The organism is Pseudomonas sp. SJZ074, assembly GCF_007828215.1.
Taxonomy (GTDB): Bacteria; Pseudomonadota; Gammaproteobacteria; order Pseudomonadales; family Pseudomonadaceae; genus Aquipseudomonas.
In genome coordinates, this window is the sequence record NZ_VIUE01000001.1 from 307,506 (window position 1) to 329,215 (window position 21,710).

A 21,710-nucleotide genomic window follows, 5' to 3' on the forward strand; every position below is an offset into this window, starting at 1 on the left:
TCAAGTGAAAATTGGCGCAAAAAAGGCGACACCCGCAAAGGTGTCGCCTTTTTCATTGCTACCGGCCTGGTTTAATCCGGCAGTTTGTAGGCAATCACATAATCCCCCTGCTTCGTCCCCAGGGAACCATGACCGCCAGCAACCACCAGCACGTATTGCTTGCCGTCCTTGCCGGTGTAGGTCATCGGCGTAGTCTGGGCGCCGGCGGGCAGGCGGCCTTCCCACAGTTGCTTGCCGTTTTTCACGTCATAGGCACGCAGGTACTGGTCAAGGGTACCGCTCAGGAACGCCACGCCACCGGCGGTGGTGAACGTGCCGCCCAGGCTCGGTACGCCCATGCTCAGCGGGATCGGTACTGGCGAGCTGTCACGCACGGTGCCGTTCTTGTGTTTCCACAGGGTCTTGTTGTTGGTCAGGTCGACCGCTGCCACATAACCCCAGGCCGGTGCCTGGCAGGGCAGGCCCATGGGCGACAGCAGCGCTTCGAGGATCACGCCATAGGGCGCGCCCTTGTTTGGCTGCACGCCTTCGGTTTCGCTCTTGCGACCCGGGCCACCGGCCACTTCGGCCGCCGGTACCAGCTTCGACTTGAACGCCATGTAGCTCGGGTTGACGAAAGCGATCTGGCGCACCGGATCAACCGAGATACCGCCCCAGTCGAACACCCCGAAGTTGCCCGGGTAAACGATGGAACCCTGCAGCGACGGCGGCGTGAACATGCCGTCATAGCGCAGCGACTTGAAGTCGATCCGGCAGAGCATCTGGTCGAACGGAGTCACGCCCCACATGTCGCGTTCCTTGAGGACCGGCGGCACGAAATTCAGGTCGGACATCGGCTGGGTCGGCGACGTGTGGTCGCCTTCCACCGCGCCTTGCGGCACCGGGATCTCCTTGATCGGGATGATCGGCTGACCGTTGCTGCGGTCCAGCACGTAGATGCTGCCCTGCTTGGTCGAGGCCAGTACGGCCGGTTTCACGCCGTCGGCGGTCTTCATGTCCATCAGGGTCGGTTGACCGCCGACGTCCATGTCCCACAGGTCGTGGTGGGTGAATTGGAAGTACCAGCGGACCTTGCCGGTGGCAATATCCAGCGCGGTCAGGCCGGCGGAATATTTTTCCGATTCCGGGGTACGCAGGCCACCGAACTGGTCGGGGGTCTGGTTGCCCATCGGCAGGTAGAGCATGCCGAGTTTTTCATCGACGCTGAACATGGACCACATGTTCGGCGAGTTGCGGGTGTAGGTCTGGCCTTCGGCAATTGGCGTGGTGTCGTCCGGCTTGCCGCTGTCCCAGTTCCACACCAGCTTGCCGGTGTGCACGTCGTAGGCGCGGATGACGCCGCTGGGCTCGTCGGTGGAAACGTTGTCGGTGACGTGGCCGCCGATCACCACCAGGTTCTGGGTGACGGCTGGAGGCGAGGTCGAGTAGTAACCACCCGCGGTGAAGCCACCGATGTTGGCGGTCAGGTCGACCTGGCCTTTGTCCCCGAAGTCTTCGCACATCTTGCCGGTGTCGGCATTGAGGGCGATCAGGCGGGTGTCGGCAGTCGGCAGGAAAATCCGGCGCGGGCACACCGTGCTGGCCGGCGTGGGGCTGGCGGTGCCGGTGGGGCTCTGCTCGGCAGAGGCATACACCGCGTCATCGTGATAGGTCACGCCACGGCAGGTCATGTGTGCCCAACCCTTGAAGTTTTCCGCCTTCTGCGTGGAAAGCTTCGGATCGAAACGCCAGATTTCCTTACCGGTTTCAGGCTCCAGGGCAATCACCTGACTGTGGGGTGTGCACACGTAGAGCATGCCGTTGACTTTCAGCGGGGTGTTTTCAGCGGTGGTCTCGCCCGGATCGTTCGGCCCCGGCAGGTCGCCGGTACGGTAGCTCCAGGCTTGCTCCAGCTTGCTGACGTTCTGGGGGGTGATCTGCGCCAGCGGCGAATAACGATCGCCATGGGCGCTACGGCCATAGGAGTTCCAGTCGCCGTCGGGCATTGCCGGTGCGGTGTTGGTCATGCCCGCGACGTTGTCGCGGTCCAGTTGCCCCTTGATTTCACCCGGATTGGTGAACTGGCTGGCAAGCGCCGCGACACCGGCGATGACCACGGCGGCGCCCAATGCGCGGGTGCCCATGGGAGACGCGTCGGCCGTCAGCAGCGGGCGGCGGAACCATGGCAACAACATGACAATGCCCAGGGCGAACAGCATCGCCAGGCGCGGCACCAGTTGCCACCAATCCAGGCCCACTTCCCATAAAGCCCATACCGTACTGGCGAACAGCACCAGCGCATACAGGCCCAGGGCCGCCCGGCGGGCCATGATCAGCAGCACACCGGTCAGGGCCAGGCCGATACCGGCCAGCAGGTAATACCACGAACCGCCAAGCATGCTCAGCTTGACCCCGCCGGCCAACAGGGCCAGGCCCATCAATAGAAGCAGAATGCCGAGCAGGCTCGGTAGCAGACGGCCTCGATTCGAAGCACCTTCAGTGCTCATAGTGTGATTCTCCGTGATATTTAAGGAGTCCCGCGCAAGTAATCACTTTAGATGACGATCCTGTGCGGGCATGGTTCAGTAAAAAGTCTCCAGACATTGCAGCGTCCCTTGTGGGAGCGGGCTTGCTCGCGAAAGCGATTTCACAGCCGCCGTTTCAGTCGACTGACCACCGTTTTCGCGAGCAAGCCCGCTCCCACACAAAGACAGCGCTGTCTTATAAAGACGGAGCATTCAGGAGAATTCTTGGAACGCAAGGCCGCAGCGGCCTTGACGCCTTAGAAGAACCGTTTCAGCAGACGGCGCAAGAATAATGTTCCACTCCCGATAGAGAAAGCGCTTTTGCCGACATGAATCTTTTCGAAACCGGTAACAGTGTTGCCGCTAGACTTCCAACCCATGGGCACCTCGGCTAAGGTGCGCGCCTATTCCCTTCACGCACATACCTCCATGACCGAACAGCACAACAACCCCCTGCACGGCGTGACGCTGGAGCAGATCCTCAACGCCCTGGTGCAGCACTACGAATGGTCGGGCCTGGCCGAACGCATCGATATCCGGTGTTTCAAGAGTGACCCGAGCATCAAGTCGAGCCTGACCTTCCTGCGCAAGACGCCGTGGGCGCGGGAGAAAGTCGAGCGGTTGTATATCAAGCTGATGCGTACCAAGCGGCCGGTCTGAGTCATGAACCTTCGACAGCGCTTCGTATCGGTGGCGGCGCTGCTAGGCTGGGCTGGATTGAGCATCCAGCTGTATTTGGTTCTGCTGGGGCGTTGGGAACTGGGCGCGAGCCTGCTGGGCGGCCTGGTGAATGTCTTCAGTTTCTTCACGGTACTGACCAACACCCTGGTGGCCGTGGTGTTGACCTGCGAAGTGACCCGCCGCGAATCGGCCGCCCGGCGCTGGTTCCTGCGGCCCGCCGTCTGCAGCGGTATCGCCGTGAACATCGCCTTGGTCGGCCTGGCCTATAACCTGCTGCTGCGCCATCTGTGGCAACCCGGAGGGTGGCAATTCGTGGCCGACGAGTTGCTACACGACGTGATGCCGCTGCTGTTCATCGCCTATTGGTGGCAGTGCGTGCCCAAAGGCACCTTGCGCCTGGGCCACATCGGCCTCTGGGTGATCTACCCCGTGGTGTATTTCGCCTACGTCCTGTTGCGGGGGAGTTTCCTGGGGGCATACCCCTACCCTTTCATCGATGTGGCGAACCTGGGTTATCCACAGGTGTTCATCAATGCCGGGGGCATATTGCTGGGGTTTGTCGGGATTGCGCTGGGGATGGTGAGGTTGGATCGGTGGCGGGCTCGCTAGAGATTCATCCCCTCGCCACAAGGGTTCCTCATGATTCAGGACCTTCCCGGCAACATCCACACCAACCCGCTGGCCTTCGCCCGTTCATGACACAAGGCCAATACGCTACGCCGTTCATCGTTGTCCATGCTGCGCCAACGGGTGATTTCGGACACGGTGCGCTGGCAGCCGGTGCAGACGTCGTCATCGTCCAGCGAGCAGATGCTCACGCAGGGCGATGGCACCGGACGTTCGACGCTGTTCATGATTCCTGCTCGGCCAGGTCGCGGCCGTAGCGCTGCGCATTGTGGACGTAATGCGCAGCACTGGCCTCGAGCATCTTCTTCTGGGCCTCGGTCAATTCCCGCACGACCTTGCCCGGCGAGCCCATCACCAACGAACCGTCGGGGATTTCCTTGTTTTCACCGATCAGCGCATTGGCGCCGATGATGCAGTTTTTGCCGATTTTCGCACCGTTGAGGATCACCGCATTGATGCCAATGAGGCTGTAATCCCCCACCGTGCAGCCATGGAGCATGGCGTTATGGCCAATGGTCACGCCGGTGCCGATAGTCAGGGGAAAGCCCATGTCGGTGTGCATCACCGTGCCGTCCTGCACGTTGCTGTCCTTGCCGATCAGGATTAACTCGTTATCGCCGCGCAGCACGGCGTTGAACCAGACACTCGCGCCTTCTTCGAGGCGGACCTTGCCCACCAGCGTGGCATTGGGCGCGACCCAGCTCTGTGGGTGGGTTTCGACACGGGCTTCGCCCAGGCGGTATTTCATGAGGATCCTCGGGCTCAGGTATCGATAAAGCTTCTGGGTGGTTTGTGCAGGTCAATGCCGGCGTCGAACAGCAGGTTCACCAACTCTACGATCATGATCGCCGTCAGGCCCCAGATCTTGTACTCGCCAAAGCGGTAACTGGGCACGTACCAACTGCAGCCCTGGTAATCGATGCGATGGGTGTGTTCGCGGGGATCCTTGCGGAAAAACTCCAACGGTACGTTGAAGACCGCGGCAATCTCGGCATCGTTGGCCTGGTATTCGACGAAATCCGGAATCACCCCGACATAGGGGGTGACCTTGATGCCATGCAGCGAAATCAACGGGCTGAGTGGGCCGATCACTTCCACCAGGCCGGGGGGCAGGCCGATTTCCTCTTCGGCTTCACGCAGGGCGGTGAACACCAGGTCCGGGTCCTCCGGGTCACGCCGTCCACCGGGAAAGGCCACTTCGCCGCCATGGGTCGAGAGCCCGCTGGCGCGTAAGGTCAGTACCAGCTCCGGCTCGTCACTGCGGGTGATCGGCACCAGCACCGCGGCTTCAGGGAAACGTCGGTCGACCTGCAGGTCACGCGGGGTATGGTTGCTTACTCGATGCAGTAGCTCGTCCAGCATGAGACTTCTCGATTTATTCGCTACCTTGCATCATGCACCAATCGTTCAAGCCGCCCAACCCCCGGACTGCGTCGTGTCGCGAAACGACAACTTGCCGACACCCGCCCCGCACGCCAAGATAGGCGCAGCATTCAGGAACCCAAGCATGAAATTCTGCAGTCAGTGCGGTAACCCGGTGACCCAGCGCATACCCGAAGGCGACTCGCGCCTGCGCTTTGTCTGCGACACCTGCCACACCATCCACTACCAGAACCCCAACATCGTGGCCGGCTGCGTACCGACCTGGGGCAGCAAAGTCCTGCTGTGCCGCCGCGCCATCGAGCCGCGACGCGGTTACTGGACGCTGCCGGCGGGCTTCATGGAAAACGGCGAAACCGTCGAACAGGCCGCCGAGCGCGAAACCGCCGAGGAAGCCTGCGCCCGGGTGCGAAATCTGAACATCTATACGTTGATCGACGTGCCGCACATCAGCCAGGTGCATGTATTCTTCCGCGCCGAGCTGGTGGACGAGGATTTCGCCGCCGGCCCCGAGAGCCTGGAAGTGAAACTGTTCGAAGAAGCGGACATTCCCTGGGACGAACTGGCCTTCCGCACAGTGGGCCGGACCTTGGAATACTTCTATGCTGACCGACGAACCGAGCAATACCCGGTGCGATCCGAATCGATCCCGCCGCTGGCTCAACCTGCCAAGACCTGAAAAACCATACCGTCACCACACCTCTAGGGATACCGTTTCAATGCGCTGGTTGCTTGTGCTGTTCTGCTTGACGTTCGCTGCTGTGTCCCAGGCTTCTGCGGTGGGAACCTACGACGGCAAGCCCATCGAAAAAGTGCTGGTACTCAAGTCCGCTCATCAATTGCAATTGATCAACGACGGCAAGCCGCTCAAGACCTATCGCATTTCCCTGGGCAAGGGCGCCAAGAAAGGCCCCAAGCTGATCGAGGGCGACAAACGCACCCCCGAGGGTTTCTACTGGATCGACTGGCGCAAGGTCAGCGACCGGTTCTACCTGTCGATGCACATCTCCTACCCCAACATCAGCGACGCCGCCCGCGCCCGCCGTGAAGGCGTGGAGCCGGGGGGCATGATCATGATCCACGGCACGCCGGATTCCGAGGAAAACCCTGAACAGCTGTTCCACACCCTGGATTGGACCGATGGCTGCATTGCCATGCGCAACGTCGATATGCGCGAAGTCTGGAATCTGGTACCGGATGGCACGATGATCGAGATTCGGCCGTAGCCTCTGTCTCTTATGTGGCAAGCGCTTGTTGAGGCATGGAAGCCTTGTTGCGACATGAAAGCTTTTGTGGCGAGGGGATTCATCCCCTCGCCACAGGGGGTCCACACATCTGTGAACACCCCCCTGTGGGAGCGAGCCTGCTCGCGATGACGCCGGCCCTTACGCCATCAAACCCGTAGCTCCACCCGATCCAGCGCCTTGTCCGCCAACAGCGCGCCCAACTCAATCATCTGCGCCACCCCCAGCGCCACATGTCGCCGCGAGCCGTCAAGGTCGAAGGCCAGGTCGCTGAGCATGGCATTGGCCGAGGCCAGGGTTTCGCTGAGGTTGGCCAGCAGGACTTCGGTGTCGACAGCATCGCTCACGTTGAACAATTGCGGCGAGGGCTTGGGTTCTGGCGGGTTGTCCTGGGGTTTGAGGTAATGGTCCAGCGCACGATCAGCGGCTTCTTGCAGCTTTTCGGGGGCGTAGTCGCCGTAGGGGAAGGTGGCTGCGGGCTTGCGAACGTTCGAATCATCTTTCAAAGGGAAACTCCTTAAATTAACGGAGCCCAGGACAAACTGTCCGGGCCAATACCCTGTGATTCTTCGGTCGGTCAAGCCCGGTCACTGAACTGGCAGCGACACCCAAAGGCTAGAGCCCTCGCTTCCGAGGGACAACCCTAAAAACGTGTCAGAAACTTCGATGCGTCTGACAGACCACCCTCGCCGCATGAGGATCATTCACACAACAAAAAACCCGGCCTAAGCCGGGTTTGATCACAACATTTGGATTCAAACAAATGCTGCGCGCTGCTCAGCCTCATAATGCCGAGTCTGAAAAGGCATGAGGACCTGTACCTTCAAACCAAGACCTTCACTCATCCCCCACGAGAGGGCGAGTTCATCACGACGACTGCGAAGCGTAACAGCGGCCTGTGAAGTCACTTCATGCTTAGGTGCCGAACGCCAGAACAGCTCAAGCGCCTTGAAGACTTCCGACACACGGCTATCGGTTACGCATGAAAAACGGGTGAACCGCTCGAGCAAATACCCTGCGCGACGAACCTCGACCTCATCAGCGTGCCGACTTAGAAAAGCCTGAGCGACACTCATCAGGTCCGAATTTGAATACCAGACAGCCTTGGCTGCACTCACAAGCGCAGCGTCATCTGCCTGCTTCAATGGGCTTTTGACCAATGTGTCCAGAGCGGATGAGAGGACGCGGCCGTTAGCAGGCTTTGTCATCTGTATTCTCCAAATAACTTTTCAAAATGTAGGTAAGGACCGAGGTTGGGGGCTCTTTGTTGCCAACATATACATCAATCGCCTGCAATGCCAGTCGGCGCAGCTCGGCGGTCAATATGAAGCCTGCTCTCAGGAGGGCCATGATATCGCCAATGTCCTGATCCGTTGCCCTACCCAGTTTTGAAATTGCAATATCCACAGGTGCAGCAATGTGAACGTGGAGAGGGGACTCTAGCGGAAACTCTTCAAGGGGTAGACTTCGGACCCAGTAGTCCTCGTGAATCGGACCAAAGCTTGTGTTGTATTGCAGGTCGTAGTTTAGCTCCATCAACCGGCCAGACCTCTCATCGACAAATCGCTCGGGTATCTCTGCGAGTAACGTTCGAAGATGGAAGTCTTCCGGGAGGCTGGCCTCATAAATTTCAGCGTCAACATCAGTAGAAACACGATGATTTGTATAAAGGTGCACTGCGCACCCACCGAACACGATGACTTTAACCGCCCCTGGTTTTGCATTTTCGACCGTCAGCTCCGCTTCGACGGACTTGAACATTGAAACCAAAGCCTGCCCCAGAGCGGTGTTCATATTCAGACGGGGGATGATCATGTCCGGCAATTCCATATTGACCTCAGATGCTGATGTTGCTCCTTGGAGCGCAGAGCTGCCACCCTGCCTTGCCACCGGCCAGTGAGTGATAGCTTACACTTGGAGATGTTGGGGCTCATGCCCGAGGGACCGCGAGTTCTGAAAGCTAGAGCCCCTACTTCCGAGGGACAACCCTAAAAACATGTCGGAAACTTCGGTGCGTCTGACAGACCGCAGTTTCTGTGGCGAGGGAGCTTGCTCCCGCTGGGCTGCAAAGCAGCCCCAAAGTAGGCAACTCAATTTGCCTGACACCGTTGTCAGGTTTTAGGACCGCTGCGGCCCCTGCGGGGATAAATCCCCTCGCCACAACAGCGCGTCAGCCCGGGTAGTCTCGGACGACCGCCCGTCAGCATCGAAAAATAAAAATCCTGCCTTCAGAAATTGCCTACAGATGAATACCAGTTCGCACCCTAGGCGTTGTCGCAGGCGGCGATCCTTGCCGTTGAATCCCTGACCTCTAATACCACTTTCATCCCACCCCACCAAACCTCTCCAACAACGCCACTAAACCCTGGGCAAGCAGCGTTGACATGGTATTCAAGTGGTATTAGTTTCCACCCCACTTACCGGGCGACAAACAACTCAATAACCGCATCGGACACCACATGAACGACATCCAGGCCCTACGCCCCGACGACACCCAGCCCACACCGCTGTACCTGCAACTGGCCCGCAACCTGGAAGCCGCAATCCACGCCGGCCAATGGAAAGCCGAACAAGCCATGCCGTCCGAACGCAGCTTGAGCGAGCAACTCGGCATTTCCCGGGTCACCGCCCGCAAGGCACTGGAAGTGTTGTTCGAACAAGGCCTGATCCGTCGCAACCAAGGCTCGGGCACGTTCATCACCCCGCGCCTGGAACAACCGCTGTCACGCCTGAGCGGCTTCAGTGAAATGCTGCGGCTCAAGGGTTTCGTGCCCGGCTCCCGGTGGCTGGAACGGGACATCACCCCGCCGACCCACGAAGAACTGATCCGCCTGGGCCTGTCGCCCGCCGACAAGGTTGCGCGACTCAAGCGCCTGCGCAAGGCCGACGATACGGTCATGGCCATCGAGATGAGCACCCTGCCCGCCTCGATTATTCCCAAGCCACAGGCGGTGGGCGATTCGCTCTACGCGTTTCTCGACAGCATCGGCAAGCCGGTGGTGCGCGCCCTGCAACACATCCAGGCCATCAACGCCTCGGACGAGTTCGCCGCCCTGGTGGGCATCGCCCCGGGCACCGCCATGCTGCTGATGACCCGGGTCGGCTACCTGGAAGACAACACGCCCATCGAAGTCACCGACACCTATTGCCGCAACGACTACTACGACTTTGTCGCAGAACTGCGGCGCTAGACGACCAGAGAATTCCCATGTCCGAAGACAACATCCTCACCTGCGACGGCTGGGTTCGCGGCCGCCTGCTCCATGAGCACGGTAGAGTCGTGGCCATCGAAGGCCAGCCCTGCGACCCGGCGGGTAACGACCTGCCCTACCTGCTGCCCGGTTTTATCGACCTGCATGTCCATGGCGGTGGTGGCAAGGACATCATGCAAGGCGCCCCGGCGTTCGAGACCATCGCCCGCACCCACCTGCGTTTTGGCACCACCGCACTCTTGGCCACCACCATGACCGCGCCCAGCGAAGAGATCGCCAGCGTGCTGCAGGCCCTCGGCGAGTTCTGTGAGCAGCGTCCGAACGGCAGCGCCCGGGTCCTGGGCGTGCACTTGGAAGGCCCTTACATCAACCCCGGCAAACTGGGCGCGCAACCGAACTTCGCCCACACCGCGCTGATGGCTGAAGTGGAAGGCTATCTGGCCCTGGCGCCGATCCGGGTGATGACCATCGCCCCTGAAATCGCCGGCCACGATGCCTTGATCCGCGCCCTCAGTGCCCGAGGCGTGCGCATGCAGATCGGCCACACCCTGGGCAGCTACGAAGAAGGCGTCGCGGCGTTGGCGGCCGGGGCCAGCAGTTTCACCCATTTGTACAACGCCATGAGCCCGCTGCATCACCGCGAACCGGGGATCGTCGGCGCGGCCCTCGCCCATGCGCAATATGCCGAGCTGATCCCCGACTTGCTCCACGTCCACCCCGGCGCCATGCGCGTGGCCTTGCGTTCGATCCCATGCCTGTACTGCGTCACCGACTCCACCGCGGCCGCGGGCATGCCCGACGGCGAGTACAAGCTGGGCAGCCACACCGTGACCAAATGTCTGGGCGGCGTGCGGCTGGCCGATGGCACCCTGGCTGGCAGCACCCTGACCATGGACCAGGCCCTGCGCAACCTGGTGAAAATCGGCCTGCCCATCGCCGAAGCCTCGCAACGCCTGTCTCAGTTTCCCGCCGACTACCTCGGCCTGCCCGAGCGCGGTCGCCTGCACCCCGGCGCCTGGGCCGACTGCGTGCGCCTTGACCGTTCCCTGACCCTGACCGACGTGATGGTCGAAGGAGAAGCCATTGACTTCCAAAATGCTTGAAGAGGCCCTCGCCGCCTGTGAAGCCGTCGAACGCCAGTTACAGCAGCTGGACCCGGCCTTGCGGGAAATCGCCGGACGCTTGCGCCGTCAGCCGCCGCAAGTGGCGATGACCATCGCCCGTGGCAGTTCCGACCACGCCGCCAGCTACTTCGCCTACCTGACCATGCAGCAACTGGGTTTGCCGGTGGCGTCGTTGCCGATGTCGGTGGTGACCATGCAGCAGGCACCGCTCAAGGTCAGCGGCCAAGTGGCGTTCGGCTTTTCCCAGTCGGGACAGAGCCCGGACCTGGTCAACAGCCTGCGCCTGTTACGCAAGCGCGGTGCCTTGAGCGTGGCCCTGGTCAATGCCCTCGATTCGCCCCTGGAAGCGGCGTGTGAATTCAGCGTGCCGCTGTGCGCCGGCGTCGAAAGCAGCGTCGCCGCCACCAAGAGTTTCATCGCCACCCTCAGCGCCAGCGCACGGTTGGTGGCCCAGTGGAAGGACGACGCCGAATTGCTGGAGGCCGGCACTGCCCTGCCCGACGGTTTGCGCGAGGCCGCCCATCAGGATTGGAGCCCCGCCGTCGAGGCCCTGCGCGCCTGTCAGCGGCTGATGGTGATCGGCCGTGGCGCCGGGTTCGCCATCGCCCAGGAAGCAGCGCTCAAGTTCAAGGAAACCTCGGCGATCCAAGCTGAAGCCTTCAGCAGCGCCGAGGTGCGCCACGGGCCGATGGCGCTGATCGATGAGAACTATCCGCTGCTGGTCTTCGCCCCTCGCGGCGCCGAGCAGGCCGGCGTGTTGAGCCTGGCCGGCGACATGCGCCAGCGCGGCGCCCGGGTCTTGCTGGCGGCGCCCGATGACATTGCCGAACGCGACCTGACCCTGAGCCGCGCCGAACACCCGGCCCTGGACCCGATCCTGGCGATCCAGAGCTTTTACGGGATGGCTGCCCAGCTCTCCGTGGCCCGGGGCCTGAACCCCGACCAACCGCGGCACCTGAGCAAAGTCACCCGTACGCACTGACTAACGAAGCCTGATGAGAGCGCGCCATGCCCAACAATAATAAAGAGTTGACCCTCAGCGCCCCGCTCAGCGGCCCGGTGCTCACCCTCGCCAATGTTCCGGACGCCGTGTTCGCCAGCGGCGCCATGGGCGACGGGATCGCCATCGATCCGCTGAACGACACCCTCTATGCACCCTGTGACGGCGAAGTGATCCATGTCGCCCGCACCGGCCACGCCGTGACCCTGCGGGCCGACAATGGCGCCGAACTGCTGCTGCACCTGGGGCTGGACACCGTCGAGCTGCGTGGCGACGGTTTCTCCATGCTGGTCAAGGAAGGTGCACGGGTCAGCAACGGCCAGCCCTTGCTGCGTTATGACGTGGATAAAGTGGCGCTGCGCTGCAAGAGCCTGGTCAGCCTGTTGGTCATCACCAATGGCGAGCGCTTCCAGGCGCTGCCTGTCACCCTCAAGGGCGTAAAGGTCGGCGAGCCTCTGCTGCATATCGTCGCCGCGTCGACAGGCTCGTCAACGGCCGAACCTCAGGACGTCGGCATCGAGGTTTTCGGCCAGATCCGCATCGCCCATCGCGGCGGTCTGCACGCGCGGCCGGCGGCATTGATACGCCAGACCGCCCAAGGCTTCAAGAGTCGCTCGCAGCTGCATTTCGGCGGCAAGTCGGCCTCCTGCGACAGCCTCATGGGGATGATGGGCCTTGCGATCACCGAGCAGGCAGAAGTGCAGGTCAGTTGCCGTGGCAACGATGCCGAAGCGGCGCTGCAAGCGTTGCTGATAACCTTGTCCACCGCCCTGGCCGAGGAAGCCCACGCCGCAGCGCCTGCGCTCAAAACCCATGGCCGCCCAGCCGAAGATGGCGTGCTGCACGGCGTATGCGCCGCCTCCGGCCTGGTGGCCGGGCCGCTGGTCCGGCTCAACGGTATTCAGTTGCCGGAGGATGCGGGCGGCCACGATGTCGAGGATCAGCGCCAGCAACTGAGCCGTGCCTTGGCCCACGTCAGCCGTGACATCCACCTGACGCTGGACAACGCCAGGGCCCGGCGCAACCGCGACGAAGAAGCGATTTTCAGCGCCCACCTGGCGCTTCTGGAAGACCCGATCCTGCTGGACGCCGCTCACCTGTGCATCGACCAGGGCAGCGCCGCGACCCACGCCTGGAGCCAATCCATCGACGCGCAATGCCGGGTGCTGGAGCAACTGGGCAGCACGCTGCTGGCCGAGCGCGCCAACGACCTGCGTGACCTGCGCCAGCGGGTCCTGCGGGCACTGCTGGGGGAAACCTGGCAATTCGACGTGCCGACGGGGGCAATTGTCTCTGCCCAGGAGTTGACCCCGTCGGACCTGCTGCAACTCAGCGCCCAGGGTGTGGCCGGGGTGTGCATGGTCGAGGGCGGCTCCACCTCCCACGTGGCCATCCTGGCCCGAGGCAAAGGGATGCCGTGCCTGGTAGCGCTGGGCGCGGCGCTGTTGGAACAGGAACAGGGTCAGTCGGTGGTGCTGGACGCCGACGCAGGCCGCCTCGAACTGCGTCCCACCGCCGAGCGCTTGACCCAGGTGCAACAGGCACATGCCCAGCGAGCCGCTCGCCGCGCTCAACAACACGCCAGCGCCCACACACCGGCCCGCACCGTAGATGGGGTGATTGTCGAAGTGGCGGCCAACGTCGCCTCCAGCGCCGATGCGGCCGAGGCCTTGGCGAACGGCGCCGACGGTGTGGGGCTGTTGCGCACCGAATTCCTCTTCGTCGACCGCCAAAAGGCCCCGGGCGAAGCAGAACAGCGCCAAAGCTATCAAGCCGTGCTCGACGCCATGGGCGACAAGCCGGTGATCATCCGCACCATCGATGTCGGCGGCGACAAACAACTGGATTACCTGCCGCTGCCGACCGAAGCCAACCCGGTGCTGGGCCTGCGGGGTATTCGCCTGGCTCAGGTGCGCCCGGAATTGCTCGACCAGCAACTGCGAGCCTTGCTGCAAACCCGTCCGCTGGACCGTTGCCGGATCCTGTTGCCGATGGTCACCGAAGTCGATGAACTGCTGCACATCCGCCAGCGCCTGGATGCATTGGCCAGGGAATCGGGCCTGAGCGAACGGCCGCAACTAGGGGTGATGATCGAAGTACCGGCGGCCGCTTTGCTGGCCGAACAACTGGCCGAGCATGCGGACTTCCTGTCCATCGGCACCAACGACCTTTCGCAGTACACCCTCGCCATGGACCGCGACCACGCCGGCCTTGCCGCCCGGGTCGATGCCCTGCACCCGGCACTGTTGCGACTGATTGCCCAGGCCTGCGCCGGCGCGGCCAGGCATGGGCGCTGGATCGGCGTGTGCGGCGCCCTGGCTTCCGATCCGTTGGCGACGCCGGTGCTGGTGGGGCTGGGCGTGCGCGAACTGTCGGTCAGCCCGGCGCAGATCGGCGAGATCAAGGCGCGGGTGCGCGACCTCGATGCCGTCAAGTGCGCTTGCCTCAGCGCCGAATTGCTGAATCTGGGCAGTGCCGCTGCGGTGCGCCAGGCCTGTCATCAACACTGGCCCCTGGGCTGAGTACGTCGAAGAACAATAAGGGAGAACCGCCATGTACCAGCATTTCATCGAAGGACTGCAACGTCTCGGCCGGGCACTGATGCTGCCCATTGCGATCCTGCCGATCGCCGGCCTTTTGCTGCGCCTGGGCGACGCCGATCTTCTGAACATCGCCATCATCCACGCTGCCGGGCAGGCGATCTTCGCCAACCTGGCGATGATCTTCGCCATCGGCATCGCCGTGGGTTTCGCCCGGGACAATAACGGTACGGCGGGGTTGGCCGGGGCCATCGGTTATCTGGTAATGATCGCCACGCTGAAGGTGCTCGACGCCAGCATCAACATGGGCATGCTCGCCGGGATCATCAGCGGCCTGCTCGCGGGGGCACTGTATAACCGATTCAAGGACATCAAACTGCCGGAGTACCTGGCGTTCTTCGGTGGCCGGCGTTTCGTGCCGATTGTCACCGGCTTCAGCGCGGTGGGCCTGGGACTGGTGTTCGGCCTGATCTGGCCGCCGATCCAGCAAGGCATCAACAGCTTCGGCGCGCTGTTGATGGAAAGTGGCAGCCTGGGTGCATTCGTGTTCGGGGTGTTCAACCGACTGCTCATCGTCACCGGTCTGCACCATATCCTCAACAACATGGCCTGGTTCATCTTCGGCAGCTTCACCGACCCGCACACCGGTGCGGTGGTGACCGGCGACCTGACCCGCTATTTTGCCGGCGACCCCAACGGCGGCCAGTTCATGACCGGCATGTTCCCGGTGATGCTTTTCGGCCTGCCCGCCGCCTGCCTGGCGATGTACCGCAACGCCTTGCCCCAGCGGCGCAAAGTCATGGGCGGGATTCTGCTGTCCATGGCGCTGACCTCGTTTCTCACCGGGGTCACCGAACCGGTGGAATTCGCCTTCATGTTCCTCGCGCCGTTGCTGTTCCTGTTGCATGCCTTGCTCACCGGGCTGTCGATGGCCATCACCGACTGGCTGAACATCCGCCTGGGCTTTACCTTCTCCGGCGGCTTCATCGACATGGTCCTGGGCTGGGGCAAATCGAACAACGGCTGGCTGGTCGTCCCGGTGGGCCTGGCCTACGCGGTGATTTACTACACCGTGTTCGACTTCTGCATCCGCCGCTTCGACCTGAAGACTCCGGGGCGTGAAGAGGTGCCGGCAGGCGACAAACCGACCATCACCGAAAACCAGCGGGCTGCGGCCTACATCCAGGCGTTGGGCGGTGCTGACAACCTGATTACCATCGGTGCCTGCACCACGCGCTTGCGGCTGGACATGGTGGATCGCAACAAGGCGTCCGACGCCCAGCTCAAGGCCCTCGGCGCCATGGCCGTGGTGCGCCCCGGTAACGGCGGGAGCCTGCAGGTGGTGGTAGGGCCGATGGCCGACAGCATAGCCGATGAAATCCGCCTGGCAGTGCCCTCTTTCACTCGCCCGGTCACCGCGCCGGTACCGAATGTCCCTGTACCGACGACGCCAGCCGCCCTTTCCAGCACCGAAGCGCAACAATGGCTGGACGCCCTGGGAGGCCAGGACAACCTCCTGCAGCTCGATTGCGTGGCGACGAGCCGGTTACGGGTGCGGCTGGCCGACGACAGGAGCTTGTCGGAAAGTCAGCTCCAAAGGTTAGGTTGTCAGGGTATGAGCCCGCTGGAAGGTGGCGTCTGGCACTTACTGCTGGGGGAGAAGGCGCCGAGGTTATGGCAGGCATTGGATGGTCTGGCGCATGGTCGCAAGATCGATGCAGGGGCCTAGCCCCCTGTGGCGAGGGAGCATGCTCCCGCTGGGCTGCGCAGCAGACCCAAGGCGATCAACCCAAGCTCCCGCCAAGCCGGGGAGGCGCACTTCCAACAGTGCCTCCGCACCGCGCAACCGGGTAGCACAACTGTCAATTCGAAGATATTTCATCATGAGGTATGTGATTCGATTGGCGCCCTCGTTTCAGCTGAGGTGTCCAGATCATGAATAAAGGCAACGGTTTCATACGGGCGACAACTGTCGCGGTGGTGATAATCGGAGCGGCGTGGCAGCCAGGCAATAACGCGTGGGGAGCGACCCAGCTCTCCCAGCACCGAAAAGAAGAACCCTGGTACGAAGCCTGGCTGCAAGTCACGGCGGATCCAAGCGTGGATATCCGCAAGACCCAACCCTTATTGCGTTGGCGGACCGACCTGGACACGCTCTATCGGGGAGACACGACCAATCAAGGCCTGGAGGCTTTCCGGGACGGCTTGCTGCCCAAATCCGTGGCCTTCCCTGAGGCCACGTGGATGTACGACTGGTTCAAGCACGGGGCTGGGGCCCAGCGCTCGGTCTACAGCAGTACCACGCGTAGCCAGCGTATCGCCCAGAGCTTTGCCAATGAATGGGTATTCGAGTTCAAGGCCCCCCATGGCATCGACCAACAGGAATCGGGGGGGCCCATCATCGGCGAGGAAGAGATCAGCTACCCCGGCGGGGTCAAAGGGCAGTTTATCAAGCAGGCCTGCAAAAAAACCGACCTGACCAATTGCGTCGCCAACCTGGGCTATCATGAACCCTCCGGTCACGAGACGATGCTGGAAGTCGCGGCGACGCCCATCGATTGGAGCAAGATTACCCCACCAGAAGGCCTGGCCTGGGTGACGAACAAAGAATCTCTCTGGGCGGTGGGCTCCTTGAGAATCAACCCCGTACAAGGGGCGGATGCACTGACCAGTGGCTTACGGGCAAGAAACTCGCAACCACCGGTCTTGCGCTGGGCGAGCAGCCCGGAGTCTCCTTCCGTTCAATCGGTCATCGTGGCGTTTCGTGACTATAGCGACGCCAAGATCTGGGCGGTCACGGAAGCGGCAAACGGCGGCTGGGTGTATGAGGTCAGGCCCAACAGCGTGGCGGTGGATCTGTCAGGGGAGCATAGCGGCAACCGCCCAGGCGCCTTCGCCTTCATCGGCGGCATCAAGGGCGGGCTATTGATGAATGCTCGCCGGTTCGAGAAAGGCATCACTGAACCAGTCGAGTGCATAGGCATCGAGAAAGAAGCCTGCCGTCTCGAGAATCGGCATCAATAGCCATGCAACCAATTGTGGCCGCGCCTGAGGGTTGATCATTAACCTCGCCCAATAAAAAACCCGCTGATTGAATCAGCGGGTTTTTTATTCGACGAGCGAAGGATCAGAAATCCTCCAACCGCCACACTTCATAGGCCGGCGTCTCGTAGGGATGGCTTTGCTTCAACGCATCCCCCACCCCACCGATCAAATCATCGGCCACCACAAGCTCCACCTTCCATTCCTCGACCTGCTCGACCCGTCCCGCTTCGCCAATGAACGGCTGGCTGCCGTCCAAGGGGCGAAACTGGCCCTGGCCCAGCACTTGCCAGGCGCAGTGGTCATAGTCGCCGATCCGCCCGCCACCGGCAGCGAATACGGCACTTTTGACCTCGTCCACATGGCTGGCCGGGACGAAGAAGCAGAGCTTGTACACGCCTTTAGTTCACCCAGACGCGGGCGTTGCGGAACATGCGCATCCATGGCGCGTCTTCGTTCCAGTCGTCCGAACGCCACGAGTTCTGCACCGCGCGGAATACGCGCTCAGGGTGCGGCATCATGATCGTCACGCGGCCGTCGCGGCTGGTCAGGCCAGTGATCCCGCGCGGCGAGCCGTTCGGGTTGGCCGGGTAGGTTTCGGTGACCTTGCCGTGGTTATCGACGAACCGCAGCGACACGCAACCGGACAGGTCGGCTTCGAGCAGCGCTTCTTCGCTTTCGAATTCCGCATGACCTTCACCGTGGGCAATAGCGATCGGCATGCGCGAACCGGCCATGCCCTGCAGGAAGATCGAGTTCGACTCCTGCACCTGGACCATCGCCACGCGGGCTTCGAACTGCTCGGAACGGTTACGCACGAAGTGCGGCCAGAACTCGCTGCCCGGGATCAGCTCGTGCAGGTTGGACATCATCTGGCAACCGTTGCACACACCCAGAGTGAAACTGTCGGTGCGCTCGAAGAAGCCTTGGAACGCATCACGGGCGCGGCTGTTGAACAGCGCCGACTTGGCCCAGCCTTCACCGGCACCGAGCACGTCGCCGTAGGAGAAACCGCCACAGGCCACCATGCCCTTGAAGTCGTTCAGGTCGACACGACCGGCGAGGATGTCGCTCATGTGCACGTCGATCGCGTTGAAACCGGCACGGTCGAACGCCGCCGCCATCTCTACCTGGCCGTTGACGCCCTGCTCGCGCAGGACCGCCACTTGTGGGCGAATGCCTTTCTTGATGTAGGGCGCCGCCACGTCGTGGTTGACGTCGTAGCTGAGCTTGGCGCTCAGGCCCGGGTTGTCTTCTTCCAGCAGGACGTCGAATTCCTGATCGGCGCAATCGGCGTTGTCCCGCAGGCGTTGGATCTGGTAACTGGTTTCAGCCCACTGGCGTTGCAACAGGCGACGCTGGCCTTCGAAGACGGTATCGCCATTGAAGGTGATGTTGACGTGGGCATTGTTGATCGGCTGGCCGATCACCGAGACGCAATCGGCCAGGCCTGCCGCGCTGAACTGGGCGAGGATGTCCGGAGTGGCGTCCTGGCGAACCTGGATCACCGCACCCAGTTCTTCGTTGAACAGGATGGCCGGGATCTCGGCGGCGGATTCCGCCACGCTGTCGAGGGTCAGGCTCAGGCCGCAGTGGCCGGCGAAGGCCATTTCCATCACGGTGGTCAGCAGGCCGCCATCGGAACGGTCGTGGTAGGCCAGCAGGTGGCCGTCGGCATTGAGGCCCTGGATGACGGCGAAGAACGCCTTCAGGTCTTCGGCATCGTCGACGTCAGGTGCCTGTTTGCCGAGCTTGCCATGCACCTGGGCCAGGATCGAGGCGCCCATGCGGTTCTGGCCACGGCCCAGATCGATCAGGATCAGGTCGGTGGTGCCCTTGTCCATGCGCAGTTGCGGGGTCAGGGTCTGGCGGATGTCGATGACCGGGGCGAAACCGGTCACGATCAGCGACAGCGGCGAGGTCACGCTCTTGTCCACGCCGTCTTCGTTCCAGCGCGTGGCCATGGACATGGAGTCCTTGCCCACCGGAATGGTGATCCCCAGTTCCGGGCACAGCTCCATGCCGACGGCCTTGACGGTGTCGTACAGGCGGGCGTCCTCACCCGGATGGCCGGCGGCGGACATCCAGTTGGCCGACAGCTTGATGTCGGAAATCTTGCCGATGCGCGAGGCCGCAAGATTGGTCAGCGCCTCGCCGATGGCCATGCGGCCCGACGCCGGGGCGTCCAGCAGGGCCAGCGGCGTGCGTTCGCCCATGGCCATGGCTTCACCGGTGTAGACGTCGAAACTGGTGGCGGTCACGGCGACATCAGCCACCGGCACCTGCCACGGGCCGACCATCTGGTCACGGGCCACGAGGCCGGTGATGGTGCGGTCACCGATGGTGATCAGGAAGCTCTTGCTCGCCACGGCCGGGTGATGCAGGACGCGCTCGATGGAATCGGCGATGTCGAGGGTGGACGGATCGAAATCGTCGCCCAGCTCGGTTTCGCGAACGGCCGAACGGTGCATGCGCGGGGCCTTGCCCAGCAGCACTTCCAGTGGCATGTCCACCGGGCTGTTGCCGAAGTGGCTGTCGGTAACGGTCAGTTGCGGCTCGGCAGTGGCTTCGCCGACCACGGCGAACGGGCAGCGCTCGCGCTCGCAGATCGCCTGGAAGCGCTCGAAGTCGGCCGGGCCGACTGCCAGGACGTAACGTTCCTGGGATTCGTTGCTCCAGATTTCGTGCGGGGCCATGCCCGGTTCGTCGTTCGGAATGTTGCGCAGCTCGAAGCGGCCACCACGGCCACCGTCGTTGACCAGTTCCGGGAAGGCGTTGGACAGGCCGCCCGCGCCAACGTCGTGGATGAAGCTGATCGGGTTCTTGTCACCCAACTGCCAGCAACGGTCGATGACTTCCTGACAACGGCGTTCCATTTCCGGGTTTTCCCGCTGGACCGACGCGAAATCCAGGTCCGCCGAGCTGGTGCCGGTGGCCATGGAGGACGCCGCGCCGCCGCCCAGGCCGATCAGCATGGCCGGGCCGCCGAGGACGATCAGCTTGGAGCCGACCACGATCTCGCCTTTCTGCACGTGTTCGGCGCGAATGTTGCCCATGCCGCCGGCGAGCATGATCGGCTTGTGGTAGCCGCGCACTTCTTCGCCACGGGGCGTGGTGATGGATTGCTCGAAGGTACGGAAGTAACCGGTCAGGGCCGGACGGCCGAATTCGTTGTTGAACGCAGCGCCACCCAGCGGGCCTTCGATCATGATGTCGAGGGCGTTGACGATGCGCTCAGGCTTGCCGTAAGGCTTTTCCCACGGTTGTTCGAAGCCGGGGATCTGCAGGTTCGACACGGTGAAACCGGTCAGGCCAGCCTTGGGCTTGGCGCCGCGACCGGTTGCACCTTCGTCGCGGATCTCGCCACCGGAGCCGGTGGACGCGCCCGGGAATGGCGCAATCGCGGTCGGGTGGTTGTGGGTCTCGACCTTCATCAGAATGTGCACCGGCTCCTGGACCGCACCGTACTGGCGGGTCTCGGGATTCGGGAAGAAGCGGCCGGCAACGCTGCCGACGATCACCGAAGCGTTGTCCTTATAAGCAGACAGAACGCCTTCGCTGTGCATCTGGTAGGTGTTCTTGATCATGCCGAACAGGCTTTTTTCCTGGCTCTGGCCGTCAATGTCCCAACTGGCGTTGAAGATCTTGTGGCGGCAGTGCTCGGAGTTGGCCTGGGCAAACATCATCAGTTCGATGTCGTGGGGGTTGCGCTTCAAGCCCTGGAAGGCGTTGACCAGGTAATCGATCTCGTCTTCGGCCAGGGCCAGGCCAAGCTCGGCGTTGGCTTTTTCCAGCGCGGCACGGCCACCGCCCAGCACGTCGATGGCGGTCAGTGGCTTGGGCTCGGCGTGGCTGAACAGGCCGGCGGCCTGTTCCAGGTTGCCCAGCACGACCTGGGTCATGCGGTCATGCAGGCTGTCGGCGATCAGTCGGGCCTCGGCCTCGCTGAACTCACCGGCAACATAAAAGGCAATGCCGCGCTCCAGGCGCTGGATTTTCGCCAGGCCGCAGTTGCGGGCGATGTCGCTGGCCTTGCTCGACCACGGCGAAATGGTGCCGAAGCGCGGCAGTACCAGGAACAGGCGACCGGCCGGCTCCTGGACGGGAACGCTGGGACCGTATTTCAGAAGGCGCGCGAGCACCTGCTGTTCGTCGCCGGTCAAACCGCCGGTGACTTCGGCGAAGTGAGCGAATTCAGCATACAAGCCACTGACAGCCGAAACCTTCTGGCTCAGTTGCTCAAGGAGTTTGCTGTGGCGAAAGGCAGAAAGGGCAGGAGCGCCGCGCAGGATCAACATCTTCGGGACAGCCTCGGGAAGGGGGTGTGCTTTGAGGCCGTGCATTCTAGCCTAAACC

19 protein-coding genes are annotated in these 21,710 nt (G+C 62.5%); 10 read left to right on the forward strand and 9 right to left on the reverse strand.

Going from position 1 to position 21,710, the window contains the following annotated elements; all coding sequences use genetic code 11:
- Positions 1-71: 71 nt before the first annotated feature.
- Positions 72-2,486: a glucose/quinate/shikimate family membrane-bound PQQ-dependent dehydrogenase gene (locus FBX99_RS01385; RefSeq protein WP_144924383.1), complete on the reverse strand. Its 2,415-nt coding sequence runs from the start codon at positions 2,484-2,486 to the stop codon at positions 72-74.
- 447 nt (positions 2,487-2,933) lie between these two features.
- Here FBX99_RS01385 and FBX99_RS01390 point away from each other — a divergent pair, with 447 nt between their 5' ends.
- Complete coding sequence (locus FBX99_RS01390; RefSeq protein WP_024780901.1) at positions 2,934-3,164, forward strand: VF530 family DNA-binding protein; 231 nt, start codon at positions 2,934-2,936, stop codon at positions 3,162-3,164.
- Positions 3,165-3,167: 3 nt separating this feature from the next.
- Positions 3,168-3,794, forward strand: coding sequence for a Pr6Pr family membrane protein (locus FBX99_RS01395; protein WP_144924381.1), 627 nt, complete (start codon positions 3,168-3,170; stop codon positions 3,792-3,794).
- 35 nt (positions 3,795-3,829) lie between these two features.
- Here the strand turns inward: FBX99_RS01395 and FBX99_RS01400 are convergent, their stop codons facing one another.
- The 3 genes from FBX99_RS01400 to FBX99_RS01410 are packed head-to-tail and all read right to left on the reverse strand — an operon-like array spanning position 3,830 to position 5,174.
- A complete protein-coding gene (locus FBX99_RS01400) occupies positions 3,830-4,039 on the reverse strand; it encodes a DUF1289 domain-containing protein (RefSeq protein ID WP_144924378.1) in 210 nt (69 codons plus the stop codon).
- Positions 4,036-4,560 (reverse strand): gamma carbonic anhydrase family protein, encoded by a 525-nt coding sequence (locus FBX99_RS01405; RefSeq protein WP_144924374.1) that lies wholly within the window; start codon positions 4,558-4,560, stop codon positions 4,036-4,038. The genes FBX99_RS01400 and FBX99_RS01405 overlap by 4 nt, the downstream gene beginning before the upstream one ends.
- Positions 4,561-4,574: 14 nt before the next feature.
- Entirely contained in the window at positions 4,575-5,174 is a 600-nt protein-coding gene (locus FBX99_RS01410; protein WP_144924371.1) for a CoA pyrophosphatase, read from the reverse strand.
- A gap of 145 nt (positions 5,175-5,319) precedes the next feature.
- Between FBX99_RS01410 and FBX99_RS01415 the strand changes: the two genes are divergently transcribed.
- Positions 5,320-5,871, forward strand: coding sequence for an NUDIX hydrolase (locus FBX99_RS01415; protein ID WP_144924368.1), 552 nt, complete (start codon positions 5,320-5,322; stop codon positions 5,869-5,871).
- 40 nt (positions 5,872-5,911) lie between these two features.
- Complete coding sequence (locus FBX99_RS01420) at positions 5,912-6,418, forward strand: murein L,D-transpeptidase family protein (protein ID WP_144924365.1); 507 nt, start codon at positions 5,912-5,914, stop codon at positions 6,416-6,418.
- Positions 6,419-6,585: 167 nt separating this feature from the next.
- Here the strand turns inward: FBX99_RS01420 and FBX99_RS01425 are convergent, their stop codons facing one another.
- The 3 genes from FBX99_RS01425 to FBX99_RS01435 all read right to left on the reverse strand — a co-directional run bounded on the left by FBX99_RS01425 (position 6,586) and on the right by FBX99_RS01435 (position 8,251).
- Entirely contained in the window at positions 6,586-6,942 is a 357-nt protein-coding gene (locus tag FBX99_RS01425) for a DUF6124 family protein (RefSeq protein WP_144924360.1), read from the reverse strand.
- A 249-nt stretch (positions 6,943-7,191) separates the two neighbouring features.
- Positions 7,192-7,644 carry a hypothetical protein gene (locus FBX99_RS01430; RefSeq protein WP_144931301.1) on the reverse strand — a complete coding sequence of 151 codons (453 nt, stop codon included), beginning with the start codon at positions 7,642-7,644 and terminating at the stop codon, positions 7,192-7,194.
- Positions 7,628-8,251, reverse strand: a complete 624-nt coding sequence (locus FBX99_RS01435) for a DUF6036 family nucleotidyltransferase (protein ID WP_256662569.1) — start codon at positions 8,249-8,251, stop codon at positions 7,628-7,630. The genes FBX99_RS01430 and FBX99_RS01435 overlap by 17 nt, the downstream gene beginning before the upstream one ends.
- A 644-nt stretch (positions 8,252-8,895) precedes the next feature.
- Between FBX99_RS01435 and FBX99_RS01440 the strand changes: the two genes are divergently transcribed.
- The 6 genes from FBX99_RS01440 (at position 8,896) to FBX99_RS01465 (ending at position 17,336) form a co-directional block, all read left to right on the forward strand.
- Complete coding sequence (locus tag FBX99_RS01440) at positions 8,896-9,627, forward strand: GntR family transcriptional regulator (RefSeq protein ID WP_144931295.1); 732 nt, start codon at positions 8,896-8,898, stop codon at positions 9,625-9,627.
- A 17-nt stretch (positions 9,628-9,644) separates the two neighbouring features.
- Entirely contained in the window at positions 9,645-10,751 is a 1,107-nt protein-coding gene (gene nagA, locus FBX99_RS01445; RefSeq protein ID WP_144931292.1) for an N-acetylglucosamine-6-phosphate deacetylase, read from the forward strand.
- Positions 10,732-11,754, forward strand: a complete 1,023-nt coding sequence (locus tag FBX99_RS01450; protein ID WP_144931290.1) for an SIS domain-containing protein — start codon at positions 10,732-10,734, stop codon at positions 11,752-11,754. The genes nagA and FBX99_RS01450 overlap by 20 nt, the downstream gene beginning before the upstream one ends.
- Before the next feature lie 26 nt (positions 11,755-11,780).
- On the forward strand, positions 11,781-14,294 hold the full coding sequence (gene ptsP, locus FBX99_RS01455) for a phosphoenolpyruvate--protein phosphotransferase (protein ID WP_145130448.1): 2,514 nt from the start codon (positions 11,781-11,783) through the stop codon (positions 14,292-14,294).
- A gap of 31 nt (positions 14,295-14,325) precedes the next feature.
- On the forward strand, positions 14,326-16,041 hold the full coding sequence (gene nagE / locus FBX99_RS01460) for an N-acetylglucosamine-specific PTS transporter subunit IIBC (protein WP_144931286.1): 1,716 nt from the start codon (positions 14,326-14,328) through the stop codon (positions 16,039-16,041).
- Between the two features lie 206 nt (positions 16,042-16,247).
- Complete coding sequence (locus tag FBX99_RS01465) at positions 16,248-17,336, forward strand: hypothetical protein (RefSeq protein WP_145130449.1); 1,089 nt, start codon at positions 16,248-16,250, stop codon at positions 17,334-17,336.
- A 103-nt stretch (positions 17,337-17,439) separates the two neighbouring features.
- On the opposite strand, the gene FBX99_RS01470 is transcribed toward FBX99_RS01465, so the two are convergent.
- Together FBX99_RS01470 and purL are read right to left on the reverse strand one after the other, a co-directional pair.
- Positions 17,440-17,751 (reverse strand): YqfO family protein, encoded by a 312-nt coding sequence (locus tag FBX99_RS01470; protein WP_145130451.1) that lies wholly within the window; start codon positions 17,749-17,751, stop codon positions 17,440-17,442.
- A gap of 4 nt (positions 17,752-17,755) precedes the next feature.
- A complete protein-coding gene (gene purL, locus FBX99_RS01475; RefSeq protein WP_145130452.1) occupies positions 17,756-21,652 on the reverse strand; it encodes a phosphoribosylformylglycinamidine synthase in 3,897 nt (1,298 codons plus the stop codon).
- Positions 21,653-21,710: the final 58 nt, after the last annotated feature.